Source organism: Euzebyales bacterium (genome assembly GCA_036374135.1).
In the GTDB taxonomy this organism is placed as follows: Bacteria; Actinomycetota; Nitriliruptoria; order Euzebyales; family JAHELV01; genus JAHELV01.
The window spans coordinates 105,268-125,231 of record DASUUK010000065.1; the positions used below are offsets into that span (position 1 = coordinate 105,268).

Genomic DNA, 19,964 nt, shown 5'->3' on the forward strand with positions numbered 1-19,964 from the left:
TGTCCCGTCAGGTCGAGCGCGGTGCATCACCTCACCGTAACCGATCGCGGCCCGCGCCTGCGCCCGTCGATCGCGCACCGCGACCCCGTCAGCTGATGACCAGCTCGTCGTTGCTGACGTCGGCCTTGATGGCCTGGCCCTCGGTGACGCCGCCCTCCAGCAGCGCCAGCGCCACGCGGTCCTCGAGCTCCTTGCGGATGACGCGCTTGAGCGGACGGGCGCCGTAGACCGGGTCGAAGCCGCGGTCGGCAAGCCAGTCCTTGGCTGCGTCGGTCAGCTCCAGCGTCAGGTCGCGCTGGGCGAACCGCGTCCGCACCCGCTCGAGTTGGACGTCGACGATGCGGCGCAGATCCTCACGCGACAGGCGGTTGAAGATCAGCGTCTCGTCGAGTCGGTTCAGGAACTCCGGCCGGAAGTGCTCGCGCACCGCCGCCATGACGCGCTCGGCGATGATCTCGTCCGACTCGGTCGGGTCCAGGATGAACTGGCTGCCCAGGTTCGAGGTCATGATCAGCACGGTGTTGCGGAAGTCGACGGTGTGGCCCTGTCCGTCGGTCAGGCGGCCGTCGTCGAGCACCTGCAACAGCACGTTGAACACGTCCGGGTGCGCCTTCTCGACCTCGTCGAGCAGCACGACCGAGTACGGGCGGCGGCGGACCGGCTCGGTGAGCTGGCCACCCTCCTCGTACCCGACGTAGCCCGGTGGGGCGCCGAGCAGTCGGGACACGGTGTGCTTCTCCTGGAACTCACCCATGTCCAGGCGGATCATCGCGCGCTCGTCGTCGAACAGGAACTCGGCCAGCGTGCGGGCCAGCTCGGTCTTGCCGACGCCGGTGGGCCCGAGGAACAGGAACGATCCCAGCGGACGATCGGCGTCGGCCAGTCCGGCGCGCGAACGACGCACCGCGTCGGCGACCGCCTTGACGGCTTCCTCCTGACCGACGACCCGCTCGTGGAGCGTGTCCTCGAGGCGCAGCAGCTTGTCGCGTTCGCCCTCGACCAGCCGGGACACGGGCACGCCGGTCCAGCGGCTGACGACCTCGGCGATGTCCTCGGCGTCGACCTCCTCACGCAGCATCCGTCGCTCGGCCTGGAGCTCGTCGAGCGCCGCGTTCGCGACCTCCAGGTCCCGCTCGGCATTCGGGATCGTGCCGTAGCGCAGCTCCGCCGCCCGCTGCAGCTCGCCGTCGCGCTCCGCCCGCTCGGCCTCCTCACGCGCCTTCTCGATCGCCTGCTTACGGTCGCGGATCCGAGCGATCGCCGCCTTCTCGGCCTCCCAGTGCGCCTTCAGCTCGGCGAGCTGGTTGGTGAGCTCGCCGAGCTCGGCCGTGATCTGGTCGAGTCGCTCGGCGGCCGCCGGGTCATCCTCGACGTTGTCCTCCAACGCGGTGCGCTCGATCTCGAGCTGCTTGGCCCGGCGGTCGAGCACGTCGATCTCGTGGGGCATCGAGTCGATCTCGATGCGCAGGCGGCTGGTGGCCTCGTCGATGAGGTCGATCGCCTTGTCGGGCAGGAACCGCTCGGTCAGGTACCGGTCACTCAAGCGCGCCGCGGCGACGAGCGCCGAGTCGGTGATGCGCACACCGTGGTGCACCTCGTAGCGCTCCTTGAGCCCGCGGAGGATCGCAACGGTGTCCTCGATGCTCGGCTCGCCGACCATGATCGGCTGGAACCGTCGCTCGAGCGCCTTGTCCTTCTCGACGTCGCGGTATTCGTCGAGGGTGGTGGCACCGATCATGCGCAGCTGGCCGCGCGCGAGCATCGGCTTGAGCATGTTGCCCGCGTCGACGGCGCCCTCCGCCTTGCCGGCGCCCACGATCGTGTGGAGCTCGTCGACGAAGGTGATGATGCGACCCTCCGCGGACTGGATCTCCTTGAGGACGGCCTTGAGCCGCTCCTCGAACTCGCCGCGGTACTTCGCACCGGCGATCATCGATGACAGGTCGAGGGCGACCAGTTGCCGGTCGGCCAGGCTCGACGGCACGTCGCCGGCCACGATGCGCTGGGCGAGGCCCTCGACGATCGCGGTCTTGCCGACGCCGGGATCGCCGATGAGCACCGGGTTGTTCTTCGTGCGCCGCGACAGCACCTGCACGACGCGCCGGATCTCCTCGTCCCGACCGATCACTGGATCGAGATCTCCCTTGCGGGCGGCGTCGGTCAGGTTGACCGCGTACTTCTCGAGCGCCTGGTAGGTGCCCTCAGGGGTCGGCGAGGTGACCCGCTGGTTGCCGCGCACCTCACGCAGGGCGGCGAGCAGTTGATCACCGTGGACGCCCGCGTCGCGCAGCGCCTTGCCGGCCGGACCGTCGTCATCGGCCAGCGCGAGCAACAGGTGCTCGGTCGACGTGTACTCGTCGCCGAGCTCGCCCGCCCGCTGCTCGGCGCGGTCCAGCGTCGCGGACAGCCGCCGGTTCATGCCCGGCTGCTGGGTCGTCGCGCCGTGCGCGGCCGGCAGCGCCGCCAGCGCGGCGGTCACGGTGTCGCGCAGCTGCGAGGGCGTGGCCCCCAACCGCAGCAGGGTCGGCTGCACGGCACCCTCGGACTCGTCGAGCAGCGCGTGCAGCAGGTGCAGGCTGTCGATGTCGGGATTCCCCCGGGCCGCCGCCAGAGCGACCGCCTGCTGGAGGGCCTCGCGGGACTTTACAGTGAGACGCTCAGGATTCATGAGTCCATAATAACGCATGCCGTGCTACGGCGCCCCCAGCATCATCTACACGCAATCGCGTCGACGGCTTGACCGCCAGACAACAGTCGGAGGGGCGGGTGGCCCCGCCCCTCCGATGGCGCCGAAATCCTAGAACGGACCCGCGAAGAAGCGGGTCAGATCAGCGATGCCATCTCCATTCGTGTCGACCCCGATGAAGACGTCGCTGTACTCGATCGTCATCGGCGGCTCACAGGACGGAGTGATCTGCGCAGCACCGTCGAGCTCGAGCAAGAAGTCCGCCTTGCCGTTCTGCACGGGGAACGTGCCGCTGATGGACACCTCATCCTTGTTCTCCGCGGACGGCTTCTTGCCGCCCGGGTTCACGCACTCGGCGAGGGCGGTCACCTCGACGAAGATCTGCTCCTCGTTGCCGAGTCCTGCGACCTTGCCCGAGACCGTGAGGACGCCGTCGACGTTGTCCACCTGCGGCTGGCCAACGAAGTGTGGATTGCCCGCCAGCGCCGGCACCGACATCGCCAGCAACATCGCCAATGCGAGTACGCCTACAACTACCTTTCGAAGCTTCATCATCTGCTCCAGAGTCTGTCGCGCGGCCTGCGCCACGTGTACGCGGGCACAGGCATTGGAACGATTGGTCGCGAAACGCTGGAGGTAGGCTGAGCTCAGCCTTCCTCCCCGATCTGAAAACCACTGCTCGTTGCACCACGAGGCTGGATTATCCGATCGGGAGGGAGGCGCCCGCGCACGGTGACGGGACGTGACGGCCGGATCCCACCGGAATGACGGTGTTGCGCGGCCCGCCATGGTCATCCGTTCGACGCAGCGTGTGCTGCGCATCGCCGAGACCGCCCCCGCATGGCTCCGGCGCCCGACTCAACCGGTGCCACATCTCCTCGGAACGGTGTGGCTGTCCAGTTCTCTCGACAGCTTGAACGTAGTCCTGGACCCAGGACCCGTCAACGGTTCATCTGTGGTTCAATCGACGTGGTTCCATCCAGTTATCGGTTCATCACCGTCGGTGTGTACCACCACTTGTCGCTCCATGCCTACTCAGTCCACCGGCGTTGCGGGCGATGCGGGGGGAGGACGAGCCGGTGCTGTGCGGCACCGCATTGCGCCCATGCTCACACCGGCTGTGTCGCGGCCTCACCCATCGCCTCGGCGATCCGCAGCAGGCTCGCGGCGGGCGGCGACAGGCGTCGCTCGGCCGACCACACGGCCTGCAGCGCCCGGGTGACGACCAGGTCGGTCGGCGGCGTGACCAGGCGCCCCTCGTGCACCGCGTCGGCGACCGCGAGCGCGCTGAGCACCGCCGGCGCCGCCCCGCTCTCGACGGCGACCTTGACCGCGGCGTTGGACGGCAGCTCCAGCAGCGGGTCGGCCATCTGCGCTGGGCCGATCACGTCCTCGAGCGCCGTCCTCGTGCCCGATCCGGGCTCGCGCACGACCAACGGGGTGGCGGCGATCTCGGTGGTCGACACGAACCGGCGACGTGCCCAGGGGTGCCCGGGCGCCACGACCAGGCGCATCTCGTCGGTAGCCACCTGCCGGTGCGCCAGGCCGTCGGCGATCGAGGGTGACTCGATGAATCCGATGTCGATGCGCCGGCTTCCGACCATCTCGCCGACCGCCTCGGAGTTCGCGACGTCCAGGCCGACCTCGACGTCGGGACGGGCCCGTCTGAACGCGGTCAGCCAGCCGGGCACCAGGTACTCGGCCACCGTCATGCTGGCGGCGACCCCCAGCGTTGCCGCACGCTGGCGACGCAGGGCGGTGACGCCGGTCATCAGGTCCGACGCCGCCTCGAGCGTCGCGCGCACCCAGTCGATGACGACCGCGCCCTGCGGCGTGAGGCGCGTCCCCGTGGTGCTGCGCTCCAGCAGCGGCACCCCCAACGTGCGCTCCAACGTGTTGAGGCGGCGGCTCGCCGAGGCCTGGGAGATGCCGAAGTCACCTGCCGCCCGGCCGATGCTGCCGTGGTCGTCGACAAGCAGAAGCAACTCGAGCGTCGCAAGATCCGGCCAGTGGGTGGTCATGTACCAACTGTATGACCTCCACCGCAGCTCAGTCCTACCGGAGCGCCGCCGGAGGGTGCACAGTGGACGTTGCGACGACCGGCGGCCGGCCGCGACCGTGCAGCGGCGCGCGCCCGTCACAGCGAGCGATGCTCCGTCCCGATCGCCCGGTGCCCGCCGTCGAACGTCAGCGTCAGCCGTCGAGGATCGGACAGTGCGTGGCCGTTGTTCCCTCCGAGCCCGCGCGGTCGCTGCCGCTCGTCGCGCCTGAGCAGCGGGCGCCGCGCTATGTCAAGGTCCTCGACCAGACGAAGTGCATCGGCTGCCACGCGTGCACGACGGCCTGCAAGTCGGAGCACGAGGTGCCGGTGGGCGTGACGCGCACGTACGTCAAGGCGGTCGACGTCGGCGAGTTCCCCCAGGTCCGGCGCAACTTCCAGGTCACGCGCTGCAACCAGTGCGAGGACGCGCCGTGCGTGACCGCGTGCCCCACGTCGGCCATGTTCACCCGGGACGACGGCATCGTCGACTTCGACAAGCAGGCGTGCATCGGCTGCAAGGCCTGCATGGCCGCGTGCCCCTACGACGCGATCTTCATCAACCCTGACGACCACTCGGCCGAGAAGTGCAACTTCTGCGCGCACCGCATCGACATGGGCCTCGAGCCGGCATGCGTCGTGGTGTGCCCGGTCGAGGCGATCCTCGTGGGCGACATCAACGACCCGGCGTCGCGGGTGTCGGGGGAGCTCGGGCGCAGCCCGACCGAGGTCCGCCGCCCCGAGAAGGACACCCGACCCAAGGTCCACTACAAGGGCGCGAGCCAGGCGACGCTGGACCCGCTGGCCGCGCGCCGCCCAGAGGTGGACATCTTCGCGTGGGCGCAGCAGCACCCCGAGACCGACCCGCACCGCATCAACTCGGGCACTCCGGTCGATCCCGTGGCGCAGCGGGACGGCACGGCCGCGCCGACGACCAGCTCGGCCGCGGCACTGCTGAGCTACGACATCGGCCACGACGTGCCGTGGGACTGGCGGGTCGGGCTGTACACCTGGACCAAGTCGATCGCGGCGGGAGTCTACCTCGTCGCCGCACTGCTGCTGGCGACCCCGTGGCTCGGCACCGACGACGTGCTGTGGCGCTGGGTCGTGCCCGTGCTGTCCGCGGCATTCCTGGCGCTGACCGGGGCGATCCTCATCTGGGACCTCGAGCACTCGTCCCGCTTCTACTACATCTTCACGCGGCCGCAGTGGCGCAGCTGGCTGGTGCGTGGCGGCGTGATCATCGCGGTCTTCGGCGCTGCCCTGACCCTGCACATGGGTGCGAGCCTGGTCGGCGCGACGGCACCGCAGGTCGCCCTGCTGGTCGTCGGTGTTCCGGCCGCGCTGGCGACCGCGGCCTACACGGCGTTCCTGTTCGCCCAGGCCACCGCGCGCGACCTGTGGCAGAACCCACTGCTGCCACCACATTTCGCGGTGCAGGCACTGCTGGCGGGCGCGGCGGTGCTGGTGCCGCTCGCCGCGTGGCTCACGCCGGACGCGGTCGGGGCGACAGGGATCGTGCTGGCGGTCGCGACGGTGGTGCACCTGTTGATGGTCGCCGGTGAGGTGACACTCGCGCACCCGACGGCGCACGCCCGCATGGCGGTCCACGAACTGGTCGGCGGACGCTTCCACCGCCTGTTCGTCGCCGGCGTCGTGTTGTGCGCACTGGGTGTGCTGGCGCCATGGGTCGGTGTCGCCGCCGCACTGCCGGCGCTGGCGGGCCTGCTGGCCCACGAGCACGCCTACGTCCAGGCCGGCCAGTCCGTACCGCTCGCGTGATGAGGAGCCCCGACGTGGACACCGACCTCGATGCACTGAACGCCCGGGTGTCGGCGGCGCGGGCCGAGACGGAGGCCCGGGGCGAGACCTTCTACCCGGGGCCGAGCCGTGTGCACCTGGCGATGTTCCCGCCGAAGGAGCGCTGGGACGACTGGGTCGAGTACGACGCGAAGGCATGGCCGCGTCGTGAGGAGCGCCGGTTCATGCTGGTACCCACGACGTGCTTCAACTGCGAGGCCGGCTGCGGGCTGCTGGCCTACGTCGACCGCGACTCGCTGCAGGTCCGCAAGTTCGAGGGCAACCCCGAGGCGCCCGGCTCGCGCGGGCGCAACTGCGCCAAGGGCCCGGCGACGATCACGCAGGTCACCGACCCGGATCGCATCCTGCACCCGCTGCGACGGGCGGGGGAACGCGGTGACGGGCGGTGGGAACGCGTGTCGTGGGACGACGCGCTGGACGACATCGCCGGGCGCATCCGGGCGGCGATCGTGGAGGACCGCCGCGACGAGGTCGTGTACCACGTCGGCCGGCCGGGCGAGCTGGGGTTCACCGAGGAGGTGCTGTCGGCGTGGGGCGTCGACGGTCACAACTCGCACACCAACGTGTGCTCGTCGGGGGCCCGCGCGGGATTCCAGTTCTGGTGTGGCCAGGACCGCCCGAGCCCTGACCATGCCAATGCCGAGGTCATCCTGCTGATCTCCAGCCACCTGGAGGCGGGTCACTACTTCAACCCGCACGCCCAACGGATCATGGAGGGCATCGCCAACGGTGCCAAGCTGATCGTAATGGACGTGCGGCTGTCGAACACCGCGACGCACGCAACCCACTGGCTGGCGCCGTGGCCGGGCTCCGAACCGGCGATCTGCCTGGCGATCGCCAACAACCTCATCCGGACGAAGGCGTACGACCGCGAGTTCGTACGCCGCTGGTGGAACTGGGAGGAGTACCTGCGCGCCGAGCACTCGGATCGCGATCCGACGTTCGAGGTGTTCGAGGAGGTACTGGCGACCCTGTACGCCGACTACACCTTCGCGTTCGCATCTGCCGAGTCCGGCGTCGACGAGGCCACGTTGGAGGCGGTCGCCCGCGACGTGGCGGGTGCGGGCACCCGACTGTCGACGCACAACTGGCGCTCGGCGGCGGCCGGCAACGAGGGCGGTTGGCAGGTGGCGCGCACGCTGTTCCTGCTCAACGCGCTCATGGGAGCCGTCGCGGTGCCTGGGGGCTTCTACCCCAGCGGGTGGAACCAGGTGAAGCCGAAGACGCCCGTGAACCCGGCACACCCGGACGTGTGGAACGAGTTGCACCTGCCGCTGGAATACCCGTTGGCGATGTACGAGCTGTCGTTCCTGCTGCCGCACTTCCTGGAGGACGGTCGTGGACGCATCGACACCTACTTCACGCGCGTCTACAACCCGGTGTGGACGAACCCGGACGGGTTCAGCTGGATCGAGGCGCTGACCGATCACGACAAGGTCGGCTGTCACGTGGCGCTGACGCCGACATGGAACGAGACGGCCTACCTCGCCGACTACGTGCTGCCGATGGGTCACAGCTCCGAGCGGCACGACATCGTGTCCTACGAGCAGTACGACGGGCAGTGGATCGGGTTCCGCCAGCCCGTGCTGCGCGCCGCGCGTGAGCGACTGGGCGAGACCGTCACCGACACGCGGCAGACGAACCCCGGCGAGGTCTGGGAGGAGAACGAATTCTGGATCGAGCTGACGTGGCGGATCGATCCCGACGGAGCACTGGGGATCCGTCGGCACTACGAGGCACCGGACCGCCCCGGCACGAAGATGACCGTCGACGACTACTACGGCTGGGTGTTCGCCAATGGCGTGCCCGGCCTGCCGGAGGCCGCCGAGGCGGAGGGGCTGACGCCGTTGGAGTACATGCGGCGCTACGGCGGGTTCGAGGTGAGCAGGGGCGTCGGGTCGATCCACGAGGAGGCGCTCCCGGACGACGAGCTCGAGGACGTCGCCGTCAGCGGCACAGGTCGTGTCTACAGCCGTGCGCCGGGACCGGCGATCAGCTACGGCACGGGCGCGAGCCCCGACCCCGATGACGAGGGCCGCCGTGCCGCGGGCGTGATGGTCGACGGCGTCGTGCGCCGCGGGTTCCCCACACCGTCCGGTCGGCTGGAGTTCTGGTCCTCGACGCTGGCGGCATGGGGGTGGCGCGAGTACGCGCTGCCGACCTACATCCGCAGCCACGTGCATCCCGACCGGCTCGACGAGGGCGAGGTGCCGCTGATCTCCACGTTCCGCCTGCCGGTGCAGATCCATACCCGCAGCGCGAACGCGAAGTGGCTGAACGAGTTGGCGCACACCAACCCGTTGTGGATCCACCCGCGCCACGCCCGCGACCTCGGCATCGCCACGGGCGATCTCGTCCGCGTCGACACCCGCGCGGGCCACTTCGTCGTCAAGGCATGGGTGACCGAGGGGATCCGCCCGGGCGTCGTCGCGTGCAGCCACCACATGGGACGCTGGAAGCCGCATGGTGAGACCGAGGGCGCCGACCGGCCCGGGCCCAGGATGCAGACCGCCGACGTCACAGTGGTGCGCGACCGTGAGCGGTGGCGGCTGGCCGACCGTACCCTGCCGGACCCGGCGGCGATGATCGATCCCGATCTGCGGCGCATCTGGTGGTCCGACATCGGCGTGCATCAGAACATGACCTTCCCGGTGCACCCGGACCCCATCTCGGGTCAGCACTGCTGGCACCAGCCGGTCCGGATCCGACGCGCCGGTCCCGGCGACGCCTACGGTGACGTCGTGGCCGACACCGTCCGGATGCGCGAGATCTACATGGAGTGGCTGGCCAGGACCCGGCCGGCCGATGACGTCTCGCCCACCGGCGAGCGGCGCCCGCACTGGCTCAAGCGCCCGCTGCGGCCCCAGCGGGAGGCCTGGGCGCTGCCGGCCGACCGCGAGTCCCGGACCAGCGCCCCAGCCTGATGGAGCTGCTGCGCGCGCTCGCCGCGTTCGCCGAGGAGCCCGGACCATCGCACGTCCGGCTGGCCGCCCTGCTCGACCTGCCGTCTGCGCCCGATGCGGCCGCACACACCGACTGCTTCGTGTTCAACCTCTATCCCTACGCCAGCGTCCACCTGGGACCCGAGGGCAAGCTCGGCGGTGAGGCCCGGGACCGCGTCGCCGGCTTCTTCCGAGCGCTCGACGCCGTGCCCGGACCCGACCCCGACCACCTCGCCGTGCTGCTCACCGCCTACAGCCACCTGCGGGAGGGCGCGCCCGACGGGCCGGCCACCCGCGCGGCAGACGCGTTGCTGCACGAGCACCTGCTGTCCTGGCTGCCGCTGTACCTCGCGCGCGTGCGCGCGCTGGCGGCGGCGCCCTACCCCCGGTGGGCGCTCCTGGTCGAGCGGGCGCTGCGCGCGGACGCCGCCCGGCGGCCCGCGCCGGCCGACCCGCCACTGCACCTGCGCACCGCATCACCGCGGCAGCCCCCGCCGGACGCCTCCCGCGACGCCTTCATCGCCTGGCTGCTCGCGCCGGTGCGCTCAGGCATGGTGCTGACCGGCCAGGATCTGCGCCGGGCGGCGGGCGACCTCGGCCTGGGCGTGCGCATGGGCGAGCGCCGGTTCGTCCTCGAGGCTCTGCTCGACCAGGATCCCGCGGCGACGCTGGCCTGGTTGGCAGACCACACCCGGACGACCGTGCGAGCGTGGCAGGGGTGGGACGACGTCGTCCCCGCCCCGGCCGGCTGGTGGGCCGTCACCGCCGACACGGCCTCGTCGCACCTGCGCTCGCTCGCGGCCGATGCCGATGCGGTCCGTGCGCGGGCGGCGGTGGGGCGATGACCACGCTGATCATCGGTCTGCTGTCGTTCACGGCGGCCGGCGTCGGCGCACTCGGCGGTCTCGGCGGCGCCGTGCTGCTCGTGCCGGCGCTGGTCGTCGCCGGCATGGAGCCGTCAGCCGCCGCACCGCTCGGCCTGCTGACCGTCGCCGCCGGGTCGTTGTCGGCATCGTCCACCCAACTCGACGAGGACACCGTCAACCACCGCCTCGGGGTGACGCTCGAGGTCTCGGCGAGCGCCGCCGCGGCCGTCGGCGCCCTGGCGTCGTCGGTGGTCAGCGCGACGGCGCTGCAGTGGTTGCTGGCCCTCGCCGCGATCGGTGCCGGCATCGCGCTCGGTGCACGCCGCGGATCGCGCTACGCCGCGTCGCCCGAGTCGTCGGCCAAGCCCGGCGAGCGGCGCGGTCGCATCGCCGGGGCGTACCAGGAGGACGGCGGCGTCATCGAGTACGAGGCGCACAACGTCCCGGCGGGCGTCGCGGTGATGGGGGTCGCGGGCCTCGTCGCGGGCATGACCGGCACGAGCGGCGGGTTCATCAAGACCCCCGTCATGAACCAGCTCATGCGCGTGCCGGTCAAGGTCGCCGCCTCGACCACGGTCTTCATGGTGGGCGTCACCGCGGCGTCGGCGCTGATCGTGTACGCCGCCCAGGGTCGCATCGATCCCCACGCGGCCGGCGCAGTGGTCGTCGGCGGGCTGGCCGGCGGCCGGGCCGGGGCGCTCCTGCAGTCCCACGTGCCGCCGGCCATCGTCCGCCGCATCCTGGCCGCCGTCCTGATCGTCGTCGGCATCGTGCTGGTGGTGAGGACCTGATGTCGCGGTCACGCAACCCTGCGCGGCGCCGGCTGAGCGTCGTCCTCAACTGGGAGATCCCCATCGTGCTCGCCCTGGGGCTCGTGGCGTGGGTGGTGCCAGGCACGCCGGCGATGCTCGCCGGCTGGGCGATGGTCGCGGTGCTGATCCTGACCCCGATCGGGCGCGTCGGGTGGCTGGCGAACCGGTGGAACAAGTTCGACCGCACCTTCGCGATGCGGGCCTGGGGTCTGTTGGCGGCGGTGGCCGTGGCGACGGTGGTCGCTGTCGTCCTGCGCTGATCGTCAGGCCGGCGGTCCGGCGCCCAGCGCCTGCAACTCGGTGTGGAGAGTGGCGGGGATGCACACCTCGCCGCCGGATGCACCATCGTGCGCGGCGCCCCACCGCCCGCCGGGCAGCCGGGCGCCGTCCTGGGCCAGCACCGCGTCGCACAGCGCCTCGACCCTGGCGGCGAAGCCGCCACCCGAGGTCGGCCCGGGGGCGATGGCGATCAGCAGCTGACCGACCCGCGGCGGCGCGCCGTCGGCAGCGAAGAAGCTCGTCGCGTCCACACCGAGCTGCGCGCCTGTGAGCCCTGCCGCCAGCAGCTCCACCATCAGCGCCAGCGCGGCGCCCTTCGCGTCGCCCACCGGGCGCATCGATCCGTCCAGGGCCCGCTGCGGGTCGGTGGTCGGCCGGCCCTTGGCGTCGACCGCCCAGTCGTCCGGGATCTGCGCACCCTCCCGCCGCGCGACCATCACGCGTCCCCGCGCGACGCGGCTCATCGACAGGTCGACGACCAGGGGCGGGTGCTGCGCCCTGGGGGCCGCGAACGCGATCGGGTTGGTGCCGAAGACGGCGCGGTGCCCGCCCCACGGGGCGATGCCCGCCGGCGTGTTCGCGAACAGCAGGCCGACGAGTCCGCGCCGTGCCAGCTCGGCCACGTGGTGGCCTGCGGCACCCACGTGGTGGGACCGGTGCACCGCGGCCACCGCCACACCCCATGTGCGGGCCCGCACATCGACGGCCACGATGGCACGGCGCAGCGCCGGGTAGGCGAAGCCGTCGCAGGCGTCCACGCGCACGACCGCCGGGGCGACCTCCTCGACGAGCGGCGTGGCGGTGCCATCCACGGTGCCCGACCGCGCCTGTGCGGCGTAGGTGGGCAGGCGGGCCAACCCGTGCCCACTGTGGCCCGCGCGTTCGGCCGCCACGACGGCGTCGGCGACCGCCCTCGCGTTGGCGTCGCTGGTGCCGTGGGCGCGAAGCACCGCGACGGCCAGCGCGACGGCGTCCCGGACGGACAGCCGATGGTCCACCCTGGCCTCCTCACGGGTCGCATCACGGGCTGCAATCGTTCGCAACCACGCTAGGCGGCGCATTGTGCGAGCGTCAAGCGCCACGCATGCGACCGGGCCATCACCCGATCGCCTGACCGGCGGACGGAGTGCGGAGGCGTCACACGCCCGTCTCACCGACCCGCCAACCACACGCACCAGCAGGGACACACCGGCAACAAACGTTTGCATCAACGGCTGACTGCTGTGTACGATGGCCCGCGCGCCGGGAAACCGGCTGCCGCCAGGGCCGTCGTACGCGGAGAGGGGTGGGTTCATGCTGCAGTTCGTCGTTCACCGCCACGGGGACTCGGTCGGTGTGGCGACCGTTGACCTCGATGGCGGCACGCAGGCGTCGGGTGGGGTTCGCGACGAGAGCGACCCGCTCGTGCTCGACGTGCGGGATACGGTGCCACTCGGCCACAAGCTCGCGCTGGACGACCTGGCCGAGGGGCAGGAGGTCATCGAGTACGGCGTGCCGATCGGCGTCGCCACGACGGCGATCCGCGCAGGACAACACGTGCACACGCACAACCTGAAGGGGCAGCGGTGGGCTTGATCACAGACCAGACGTTCCGGGGCCACCGTCGCGACAACGGGACGGTCGGCGTACGCAACCACGTCTTGATCATCCCGGTCGACGACATCTCGAACGCGGCGGCCGAGGCGGTCGCGAAGATCGTCGAGGGCACGCTCCCGCTGCCGCACCCGTACGGGCGACTGCAGTTCGGCCCCGACCTCGAGCTGTTCTTCCGCACGATGATCGGCACGGGGTCGAACCCCAACGTGGCCGCGTGCGTGGTCATCGGCATCGAGCCGAACTGGACGCGCCGGATCGCCGACGACATCGCCAAGACGGGCAAGCCGGTCGAGGCGCTCCACATCGAGGGCACCGGCGATCTGAAGACCATCGAGAAGGCGGCACGCGCCGCCAAGCAACTGGTGCACGACGCGACCGAGCTCCAGCGGGAGGAGATCCCGCTGTCGGAGTTGCGGATCAGCACCAAGTGCGGCGAGTCCGACACGACGTCGGGCCTCGGGTCCAACCCGACGGTCGGCCGCTTCTGCGAGTGGTTCGTCGCCGACGGTGGCACGTTCTTCTTCGGGGAGACGTCGGAGCTCACGGGCGGCGAGGACATCGTCGCCGACCGGGTCGACGACCCCGAGCAGCGCGCCAAGTTCCAGCGCCTGTTCGACGAGCACCAGGACGTGATCCTCGCGCAGGACGCGGACCTGCTCGGCTCGCAGCCGACGCAGGGCAACATCGCCGGCGGCCTGTCGACGATCGAGGAGAAGGCGCTCGGCAACATCCAGAAGATCGGCGACGCCAGGATCCACGGCGTGCTCGAGATGGCCGAGGCGCCCGACCGCGGGCCGGGCCTGTACTTCATGGACACCTCTTCTGCCGCCGCCGAGTCGGTGACGTTGTTCGCGGCGGGCGGTGCTGCGCTGCACCTGTTCACGACCGGTCAGGGCAACATCATCGGCAACCCGGTGATCCCCGTCGTGAAGCTGACGGCGAACCCGAACACACTGCGCACCATGGGCGAGCACATCGACGTCGACGTGGTGGGCACGCTGACCGGGGAGCAGTCGCTCGACGACGCGGCGTCGGCGGTCGTCGAGATGGTCGTGCGCACCGCATCCGGCAGGCTGACCGCGGCGGAGGTGCTCGGGCACCGCGAGTTCGTCCTCACCCGCCTGCACCGCACCGCCTGACGGTCACCGTGCCCGCCACCCCGCCCGCCCGGTCCCGACCCCGGGTGGGCACCGTGCGCGTCCGGTGACCACGACCGTCGACGTCGTCGTGGCCGGAGGTGGCCACAACGCGCTGATCACCGCCGCCTACCTGGCCCGCGCGGGCCGATGCGCTCCTCGGCGACGTCGTAGTCGATCGACGTGTCCGTTCGCGTCGACGCTGCAATCGTATGCAACCCCAGGCGGCTACCATGATGTACGGCTCACCGAACGGGCTCCGGCAATGAACCGTCCCCCCACGCTGCGGGATGTCGCCGAGAAGGCGAACGTCCACACCTCGACCGTCTCCAGGGCGCTGAACGAGCGCACCCAGGACATGATCAACCCGATCACCGTCAAGCGCGTGCGCGCGGCTGCCGACGCCCTGGGCTACCAGCCGAATTCCCTGGCCCGCGGCCTCAAGACGCGACGCACGTTGACGGTCGGCATGCTGATCCCGGACCTCACCAACCCCCTGTTCCCGCCGATCGTACGAGGCATCGAGGACCGCTTCCGGGCCTCGGACTACACGTTGCTCCTGGCGAACACCGACCAGGACACGTCCCGTGAACGGCAGATCATCGGCGTCATGCAGGCCCGCCACGTCGACGGGATCATCGTGGCGACGGCACGACGTGAGCACCCCGTCCTCGACAAGCTGCAGCAGGAGGGGATGCCGCTGGTCCTGGTCAACCGGGTCGCCGACCTGCCGGTCGTGTCGTCGGTCACGGCGGACGACCACAGCGGTGTCGGGCAGGCCATCCGCCACCTGATCTCGCTGGGCCACCGCAGGATCGCGCACGTCGCCGGCTCGCAGACCACGACGACCGGCGTGGACCGCGCATCGGCCTACCGCTACTGGCTGGAGGCGGCCGGCATCGCGTACGACGAGAAGCTCGTCACCATCGCCGACTGGTTCACCGAAGCGGACGGTGCGATGGCGTGCCAGGAACTGCTCGACCGAGGTGTCGACTTCACCGCGATCGTGGCCGCCAACGACCTCGTGGCACTGGGCTGCTACCAGATCCTGCGGTCGGCCGGCCGACGCGTGCCGCAGGACGTCTCGGTCGTCGGCTACAACGACATCCCGTTCACCCACGCCTTCGCGCCGCCACTGACAAGCGTCCGCGTGCCGCTGTACGAGTTGGGGCAGAAGACCGCCGACCTGATGCTCGAGCACATCGAGGACGAGGCGGCGGTCCACACGTCGGTGCGACTGATGCCGCGGCTGGTCGTGCGCGAGTCGACGCGTGCGCTCACCTCCGACGAGGTCGGTGTCGACGAGGCCGACTCACCCGCGGAGCTCGACAGATAACGTTTGCACTCCCACACTCGGAGACAGGCTTCGCGCGCCGGTCACGCGCCTCCGCGGGACGTCCGCGGAGTGGCCGGTGCGACACCGTGACGGCGTGCCCCTCGGAGTCGCCCAGGGAGGTGGACGACCATGGCCACGGTGATCCGCAACGAGGATCGCACGAGCGTGCGCTCGCTCCGCGACAACCGCCGGCACGTCGGCGACGGGATGCAGGTGCTCCGCGAGGGAACGCGCTGTACGTCGGGCACTTCGCCCCGGGCGGCATGGGCAGGTCGATCCTCGACGTCAGCGATGTGACCGCCCCGCGCACGGTCCGCCAGTGGAAGGCGCCGTCCGGCAGCCAGATCGTCATCCAGATCAACGACGTGTTCGTCGATCACGACGGACTGGTGTACGTGACCGACCGCGTGGACGGCGGCGTGTACGCGCTCGATTCCGACACGACCCGCCCGGGCATGGAGGAGGCGCGCCTGGCATTGGCCCTGACGCCTACACGCGCAGCATCGTCACCGTCGCGGCCAGGACGAACAGAACGACCGCCGGGCCGGCGCTGCGGCGGGCGACATCGGACAGCTCGGATCCACCCTCGAGCGTCGTCAGCCCGATCAGCGCGACCACTGGTGCCAGCGAGTTGCCGATGTTGCCGCCAGCGGTCTGCGCCGCGAGGAGGATGGCCGGATCGAGCCCGAGCAACGATGCGATGTCACGCTGCAGGCCTGAGAACAGGGCGTTCGACGTCGTGGTCGACCCGGTCATGAACGAGCCGAGGCCGCCCATCACCGGAGCCAGCGCCGGGTACGAGGGACCCGTGACCCGGGCGATGCCCCGGGCCAGCACCGACACCATGCCGGTGTCCGCCATGACCGTCGCCAGGACGGCCAGCAGCAGGATGGGGATCGAACTGCGGGGCAGCGACCGCGCCCACGTGCGCACGACGTCTCCGTCGGACGCCCACAGTCCCGCCATGCGGTAGGTCAGGTAGCCGACCAGCGAGGCCAGCACGACGTAGAACCCGGGATGCCCGAACAGCGGGAACGGCGTGTAGTCGTTGACAGCGGCGTTGGTCCACCCGATGGCGGTCGACGTCGCCGGGAAGTCCGGGGCCAGCACGAGGTGGCTGGTGACCCATGCGCGGGAGGCCGGGATCAGAAAGACCGGCAGAGCGGTGACCAGGAGCACCAGGTAGGGGGCGAGGACCTGCAGCGGCCGCTGCCCGCCGTCACCGTCGGATGCGGACGGGAGCTGCGTGGCATCGTCGCCGACCGGGACGGTCCCCCGGCGGCGATCGAGCACCGAGAGCATGGCGACGCCGGCGAGGCCGGCGGTGCCTGCCGCCAGGCTCGCGACCGCTGGCACGAGCGCAGCGACGCCGACGAGCACGCCGGCCATGGGCAACCCGACGACTGCGAGCATGCGCCGGCCGGCGCGGACGGCAGCCAGGCCGCCGTCCATCGCGAGCACCAGCGTGCCGGCCGCCAGGCACTGCAACGCCAGCAGGGTCGACGCGGCGAGGGCGAAGCCCGTCTGCGTCCCGGCGTCGAGCTGTGCGGTCAGCGACGCCATGTAGAACGACGACCCCATGGAGCCGAAGGTGACCGACCAGTGGTAGCCGATCAGGGGAGCCGCGACGGCGTGGGTCGGCCGCCAGCCGGCGGCCACCAGCAGCGGAGCGCACACGGCGATCGGCGTGCCGAAGCCGGCCACTCCCTGCAGGAACGATGGGAAGACCCACGCCAGGAGCAGGAGCGTCTCCTCGCGCCTGGGCAGCACCGAGGTCAGCACGCGGCCGATCCGCTCCAGGCCGACCGAGCTCGCGACACCGTAGAGCAACAGCGCCGGCCAGACGACGCCGAGGATCCAGGTGCCCAGCCACAGCCCCTTGCCCGTCGCGACCAGCAGCACCTCGGCGCCCGCACCGAAGGCGACCGCGGCGCTGACCGCCGCCAACGCCAGCACGAGCGCCGCGGCGGCGCGCGCGGACAGCCAGCCGGTCAGCACGACCACCAACAGGCACAGCACGGGGGCGGCCGCGATCAGCCAGGTCGTGGCGGTGAGCGGCGGGCCGTTCACCCGGTGGCGCGCGGTGCGTCGCTGGTGCCGACCGCCTGCAGCGCGCACCACACCTGCTCGGGGTGCAGCGGCACGTCCAGGTGCGTCACGCCGTGCGGCCGCAGTGCGTCGAGTGCGGCGTTGACGATCGCGGGCGGCGCACCGATGCAGCCGGCCTCGCCGCCGCCCTCGACGCCGAGCGGGTTGGACGGCGCAGGACCGACGAGCCGATCGGTCGTGCAGTCGGGAAGATCCGGAGCGGTCGGGGCGAGGTAGTCCACGAGGCTCGACACTCGGGCGGCCGGACCGTCCGACGTCAGCTCGACCCTCGCGTACTCGCTGGAATCGGGCTGGCCGCCGGCGCGCTCGATGAACACGGCTACGCCGACGCCGTGGGCCGTCCCGTCGGCCGACACCTGTGCCCGGCGCACCCCGTCGGCGCCGACCAGTTCGAGCGCACGCTCCATGGCGGTGGCGTGGTCCAGCGCGTGCGCGTCGAGCAGCCCGAGCGCTGCGGTGCACCGCTGGTCGCGTTCGGCGTCGGAGCACCGCGGACCCGCGGCGTCGAGCAGCGCGGCCACCTCCGGCGGCGCGTGCTGCGGTCTGTGCATTGCCGTGGCCTCCAGATGCAGTGCAATCGTTTTAATGCTCTGTTGTATCAGCTCGGCGCACGCCGCGACTCATGAGGCGTCGCCGGCCGTCAGTACGATGCGTCCCATGCTGGGACGTCGGGTGACACTACGCGATGTCGCTGATCGCGCCGGGGTGCACCGTCCACGGCGTCGCGTGCCATCAACGCGCACACGCGCTCGCTGGTCGATGACCAGACGGTCACACGCGTCCCGGCGTCGGGGGGCTGGACAGGCACACCCGCATCGCCCACGTGGCCGGGCTGCAGCAGACGTCCACCGGCCGGTTGCGCCACGACAGCTCCGTCGCCTCGATGGAGCGCGTCGGCCTGTCGGTGGACGCGGAGCGGATCGTGGTGGCCGAGTGGTTCCCGCAGGAACAGGGCGCGGAGGCCTGCCGGACGCTGCTGGACCGGTGCCCGACACCAGGCGATCGTCGCGGGCAACGCCCTGATCGCGATCGGCTGTTACGGCGGCGCAGGAGCGGAAGCTCGAGGTCTGCGTGACGGACCCTAGCTCGCGCGGGTCTCGGGCACGCTGACCGCGCACCAGATCGCCGTCGCGGTCAGCAGACCGGCGATCGCGAGCATCGTCGGCGCGGTGCCGGCACGCTCGAACAGCTGGGTGCCGACCAGCGGGCCGGCGATCAGCCCCACGTCACCGATGAAGCGGAAGCGCCCGAGCCGAGGCCCCAGATCGCCCATGGGCGCCAGGTCCGCGAGCACGGTCGCCCCGACCGAGATGCTCCACAACGCCAGCGACATCACGACAATGCCCGCCAGCCACCAGGGCACGCCGGGACCGATCACCAGGGCGACGCCTCCGGCCTGCAGCAGCAGGCCGGGCACCAGCGCCGCTCGTCGTGCCACCCTGTCGGCGAGCGCGCCGCCGATGAACCCGCCCGCCAGCCGGCACGCGCCGCCGACGCCGAGCGCCACACCGATCGCCGAGACGCTCAGGCCCAGCCGGTCGGCGCCGATCAGCGGGATCAGCGTCTGCGGCACGGCACCGAGGGTGAAGAACATCGCGAACGAGACGGCCAGCAGCGCGCGGTGCGCCGCCGGGCCGGTGTCGATGACGGCGTCGTCGGTCTCGGCCGCCGTGTCGGGCGTCGGTGCGGAGGGCGAGCGGTGCTGCGCGAGATCGCGGCGCCAGAACACCACGATCAGCAGCGCGAGGACCGCGCAGACGCCCGCCGCGATGGACTCGGCCATGCGCCACGACGACATCCCGGCGATGCCACCGGCCGCCAGCGGACCCAGTGACTGCCTGCCGAGCAGCGCTGTGGAGAACCCGGCCAGCGCGGTCCCGCGGCGGCGCGCAGGGACCGCGATCGAGAAGGCGTGCATGCCGGTGGCGTTGGTCACCGCCGATGAGATGCCCAGCACGAACGCGGCCGCGTACGCGACGGCCGGCAGGCCGGCGACCGCCAGGGACAGGCTCCCGACGACCATCAGTGCCGCGGACGCCGACAGCAGCGCCCCGGGGTGCAGACGCTCCAGCAACCGGCCCGCCGGCAGGTCGGTCAGCAACCGCCCCGCGGCGAACATGCTCGTGATGATCCCGAGCTGGGTCGCCGACATCGTGAGGTCACGACCGATCTCGGGCAGCAGCGGCACGCGGAAGAACGCCGCGGTCGACAGCACGAGAACGGCGACGCCGACAGCGGCCAGCAGTGCGTACGGAACCTGGGACGCCTCGGACGTCGTGGGCCGCGTCATCTCCGTACGCTACGAACGATTGCGGCAACCTGCCGACCGCGAAGATGCCCACA

At 71.3% G+C, this 19,964-nt stretch carries 15 protein-coding genes; 8 read left to right on the forward strand and 7 right to left on the reverse strand.

The features are described from left to right. Positions 1-88: 88 nt before the first annotated feature. The 3 genes from clpB to VFZ70_10340 all read right to left on the reverse strand — a co-directional run bounded on the left by clpB (position 89) and on the right by VFZ70_10340 (position 4,707). Positions 89-2,668 carry an ATP-dependent chaperone ClpB gene (clpB, locus tag VFZ70_10330; protein HEX6256192.1) on the reverse strand — a complete coding sequence of 860 codons (2,580 nt, stop codon included), beginning with the start codon at positions 2,666-2,668 and terminating at the stop codon, positions 89-91. Positions 2,669-2,797: 129 nt separating this feature from the next. Next, the gene (locus tag VFZ70_10335) at positions 2,798-3,196 is read right to left on the reverse strand and encodes a hypothetical protein (protein HEX6256193.1); all 399 of its coding nucleotides are present in this window, start codon (positions 3,194-3,196) and stop codon (positions 2,798-2,800) included. Between the two features lie 599 nt (positions 3,197-3,795). After that, on the reverse strand, positions 3,796-4,707 hold the full coding sequence (locus VFZ70_10340; protein HEX6256194.1) for a LysR family transcriptional regulator: 912 nt from the start codon (positions 4,705-4,707) through the stop codon (positions 3,796-3,798). Between the two features lie 197 nt (positions 4,708-4,904). Between VFZ70_10340 and VFZ70_10345 the strand changes: the two genes are divergently transcribed. From VFZ70_10345 to VFZ70_10365, 5 genes are read left to right on the forward strand one after another with little or no spacing between them, the layout of a single operon-like run. Next, positions 4,905-6,506 (forward strand): 4Fe-4S dicluster domain-containing protein, encoded by a 1,602-nt coding sequence (locus VFZ70_10345; protein ID HEX6256195.1) that lies wholly within the window; start codon positions 4,905-4,907, stop codon positions 6,504-6,506. Positions 6,507-6,520: 14 nt separating this feature from the next. Beyond that, the gene (locus VFZ70_10350; protein HEX6256196.1) at positions 6,521-9,469 is read left to right on the forward strand and encodes a molybdopterin dinucleotide binding domain-containing protein; all 2,949 of its coding nucleotides are present in this window, start codon (positions 6,521-6,523) and stop codon (positions 9,467-9,469) included. Further along, positions 9,469-10,332 carry a molecular chaperone TorD family protein gene (locus VFZ70_10355; protein ID HEX6256197.1) on the forward strand — a complete coding sequence of 288 codons (864 nt, stop codon included), beginning with the start codon at positions 9,469-9,471 and terminating at the stop codon, positions 10,330-10,332. The genes VFZ70_10350 and VFZ70_10355 overlap by 1 nt, the downstream gene beginning before the upstream one ends. After that, positions 10,329-11,144 (forward strand): TSUP family transporter, encoded by an 816-nt coding sequence (locus VFZ70_10360; GenBank protein ID HEX6256198.1) that lies wholly within the window; start codon positions 10,329-10,331, stop codon positions 11,142-11,144. Before VFZ70_10355 ends, VFZ70_10360 begins: the two co-directional genes overlap by 4 nt. Continuing rightward, entirely contained in the window at positions 11,144-11,425 is a 282-nt protein-coding gene (locus tag VFZ70_10365; protein ID HEX6256199.1) for a hypothetical protein, read from the forward strand. Before VFZ70_10360 ends, VFZ70_10365 begins: the two co-directional genes overlap by 1 nt. Before the next feature lie 3 nt (positions 11,426-11,428). On the opposite strand, the gene VFZ70_10370 is transcribed toward VFZ70_10365, so the two are convergent. After that, the gene (locus VFZ70_10370; GenBank protein ID HEX6256200.1) at positions 11,429-12,442 is read right to left on the reverse strand and encodes an Ldh family oxidoreductase; all 1,014 of its coding nucleotides are present in this window, start codon (positions 12,440-12,442) and stop codon (positions 11,429-11,431) included. 295 nt (positions 12,443-12,737) lie between these two features. Here VFZ70_10370 and VFZ70_10375 point away from each other — a divergent pair, with 295 nt between their 5' ends. The 3 genes from VFZ70_10375 to VFZ70_10385 all read left to right on the forward strand — a co-directional run bounded on the left by VFZ70_10375 (position 12,738) and on the right by VFZ70_10385 (position 15,512). Beyond that, positions 12,738-13,019 (forward strand): UxaA family hydrolase, encoded by a 282-nt coding sequence (locus VFZ70_10375; protein HEX6256201.1) that lies wholly within the window; start codon positions 12,738-12,740, stop codon positions 13,017-13,019. Beyond that, on the forward strand, positions 13,010-14,179 hold the full coding sequence (locus tag VFZ70_10380; protein ID HEX6256202.1) for a UxaA family hydrolase: 1,170 nt from the start codon (positions 13,010-13,012) through the stop codon (positions 14,177-14,179). The genes VFZ70_10375 and VFZ70_10380 overlap by 10 nt, the downstream gene beginning before the upstream one ends. A gap of 262 nt (positions 14,180-14,441) precedes the next feature. Then, a complete protein-coding gene (locus VFZ70_10385) occupies positions 14,442-15,512 on the forward strand; it encodes a LacI family DNA-binding transcriptional regulator (GenBank protein ID HEX6256203.1) in 1,071 nt (356 codons plus the stop codon). A 489-nt stretch (positions 15,513-16,001) separates the two neighbouring features. On the opposite strand, the gene VFZ70_10390 is transcribed toward VFZ70_10385, so the two are convergent. From VFZ70_10390 to VFZ70_10400, 3 genes are all read right to left on the reverse strand, one after another. Then, complete coding sequence (locus tag VFZ70_10390; protein ID HEX6256204.1) at positions 16,002-17,582, reverse strand: L-lactate permease; 1,581 nt, start codon at positions 17,580-17,582, stop codon at positions 16,002-16,004. Next, positions 17,579-18,172, reverse strand: coding sequence for a hypothetical protein (locus tag VFZ70_10395; GenBank protein ID HEX6256205.1), 594 nt, complete (start codon positions 18,170-18,172; stop codon positions 17,579-17,581). The genes VFZ70_10390 and VFZ70_10395 overlap by 4 nt, the downstream gene beginning before the upstream one ends. Positions 18,173-18,702: 530 nt before the next feature. Continuing rightward, positions 18,703-19,911, reverse strand: a complete 1,209-nt coding sequence (locus VFZ70_10400) for an MFS transporter (GenBank protein ID HEX6256206.1) — start codon at positions 19,909-19,911, stop codon at positions 18,703-18,705. Between the last annotated feature and the right edge of the window lie 53 nt (positions 19,912-19,964).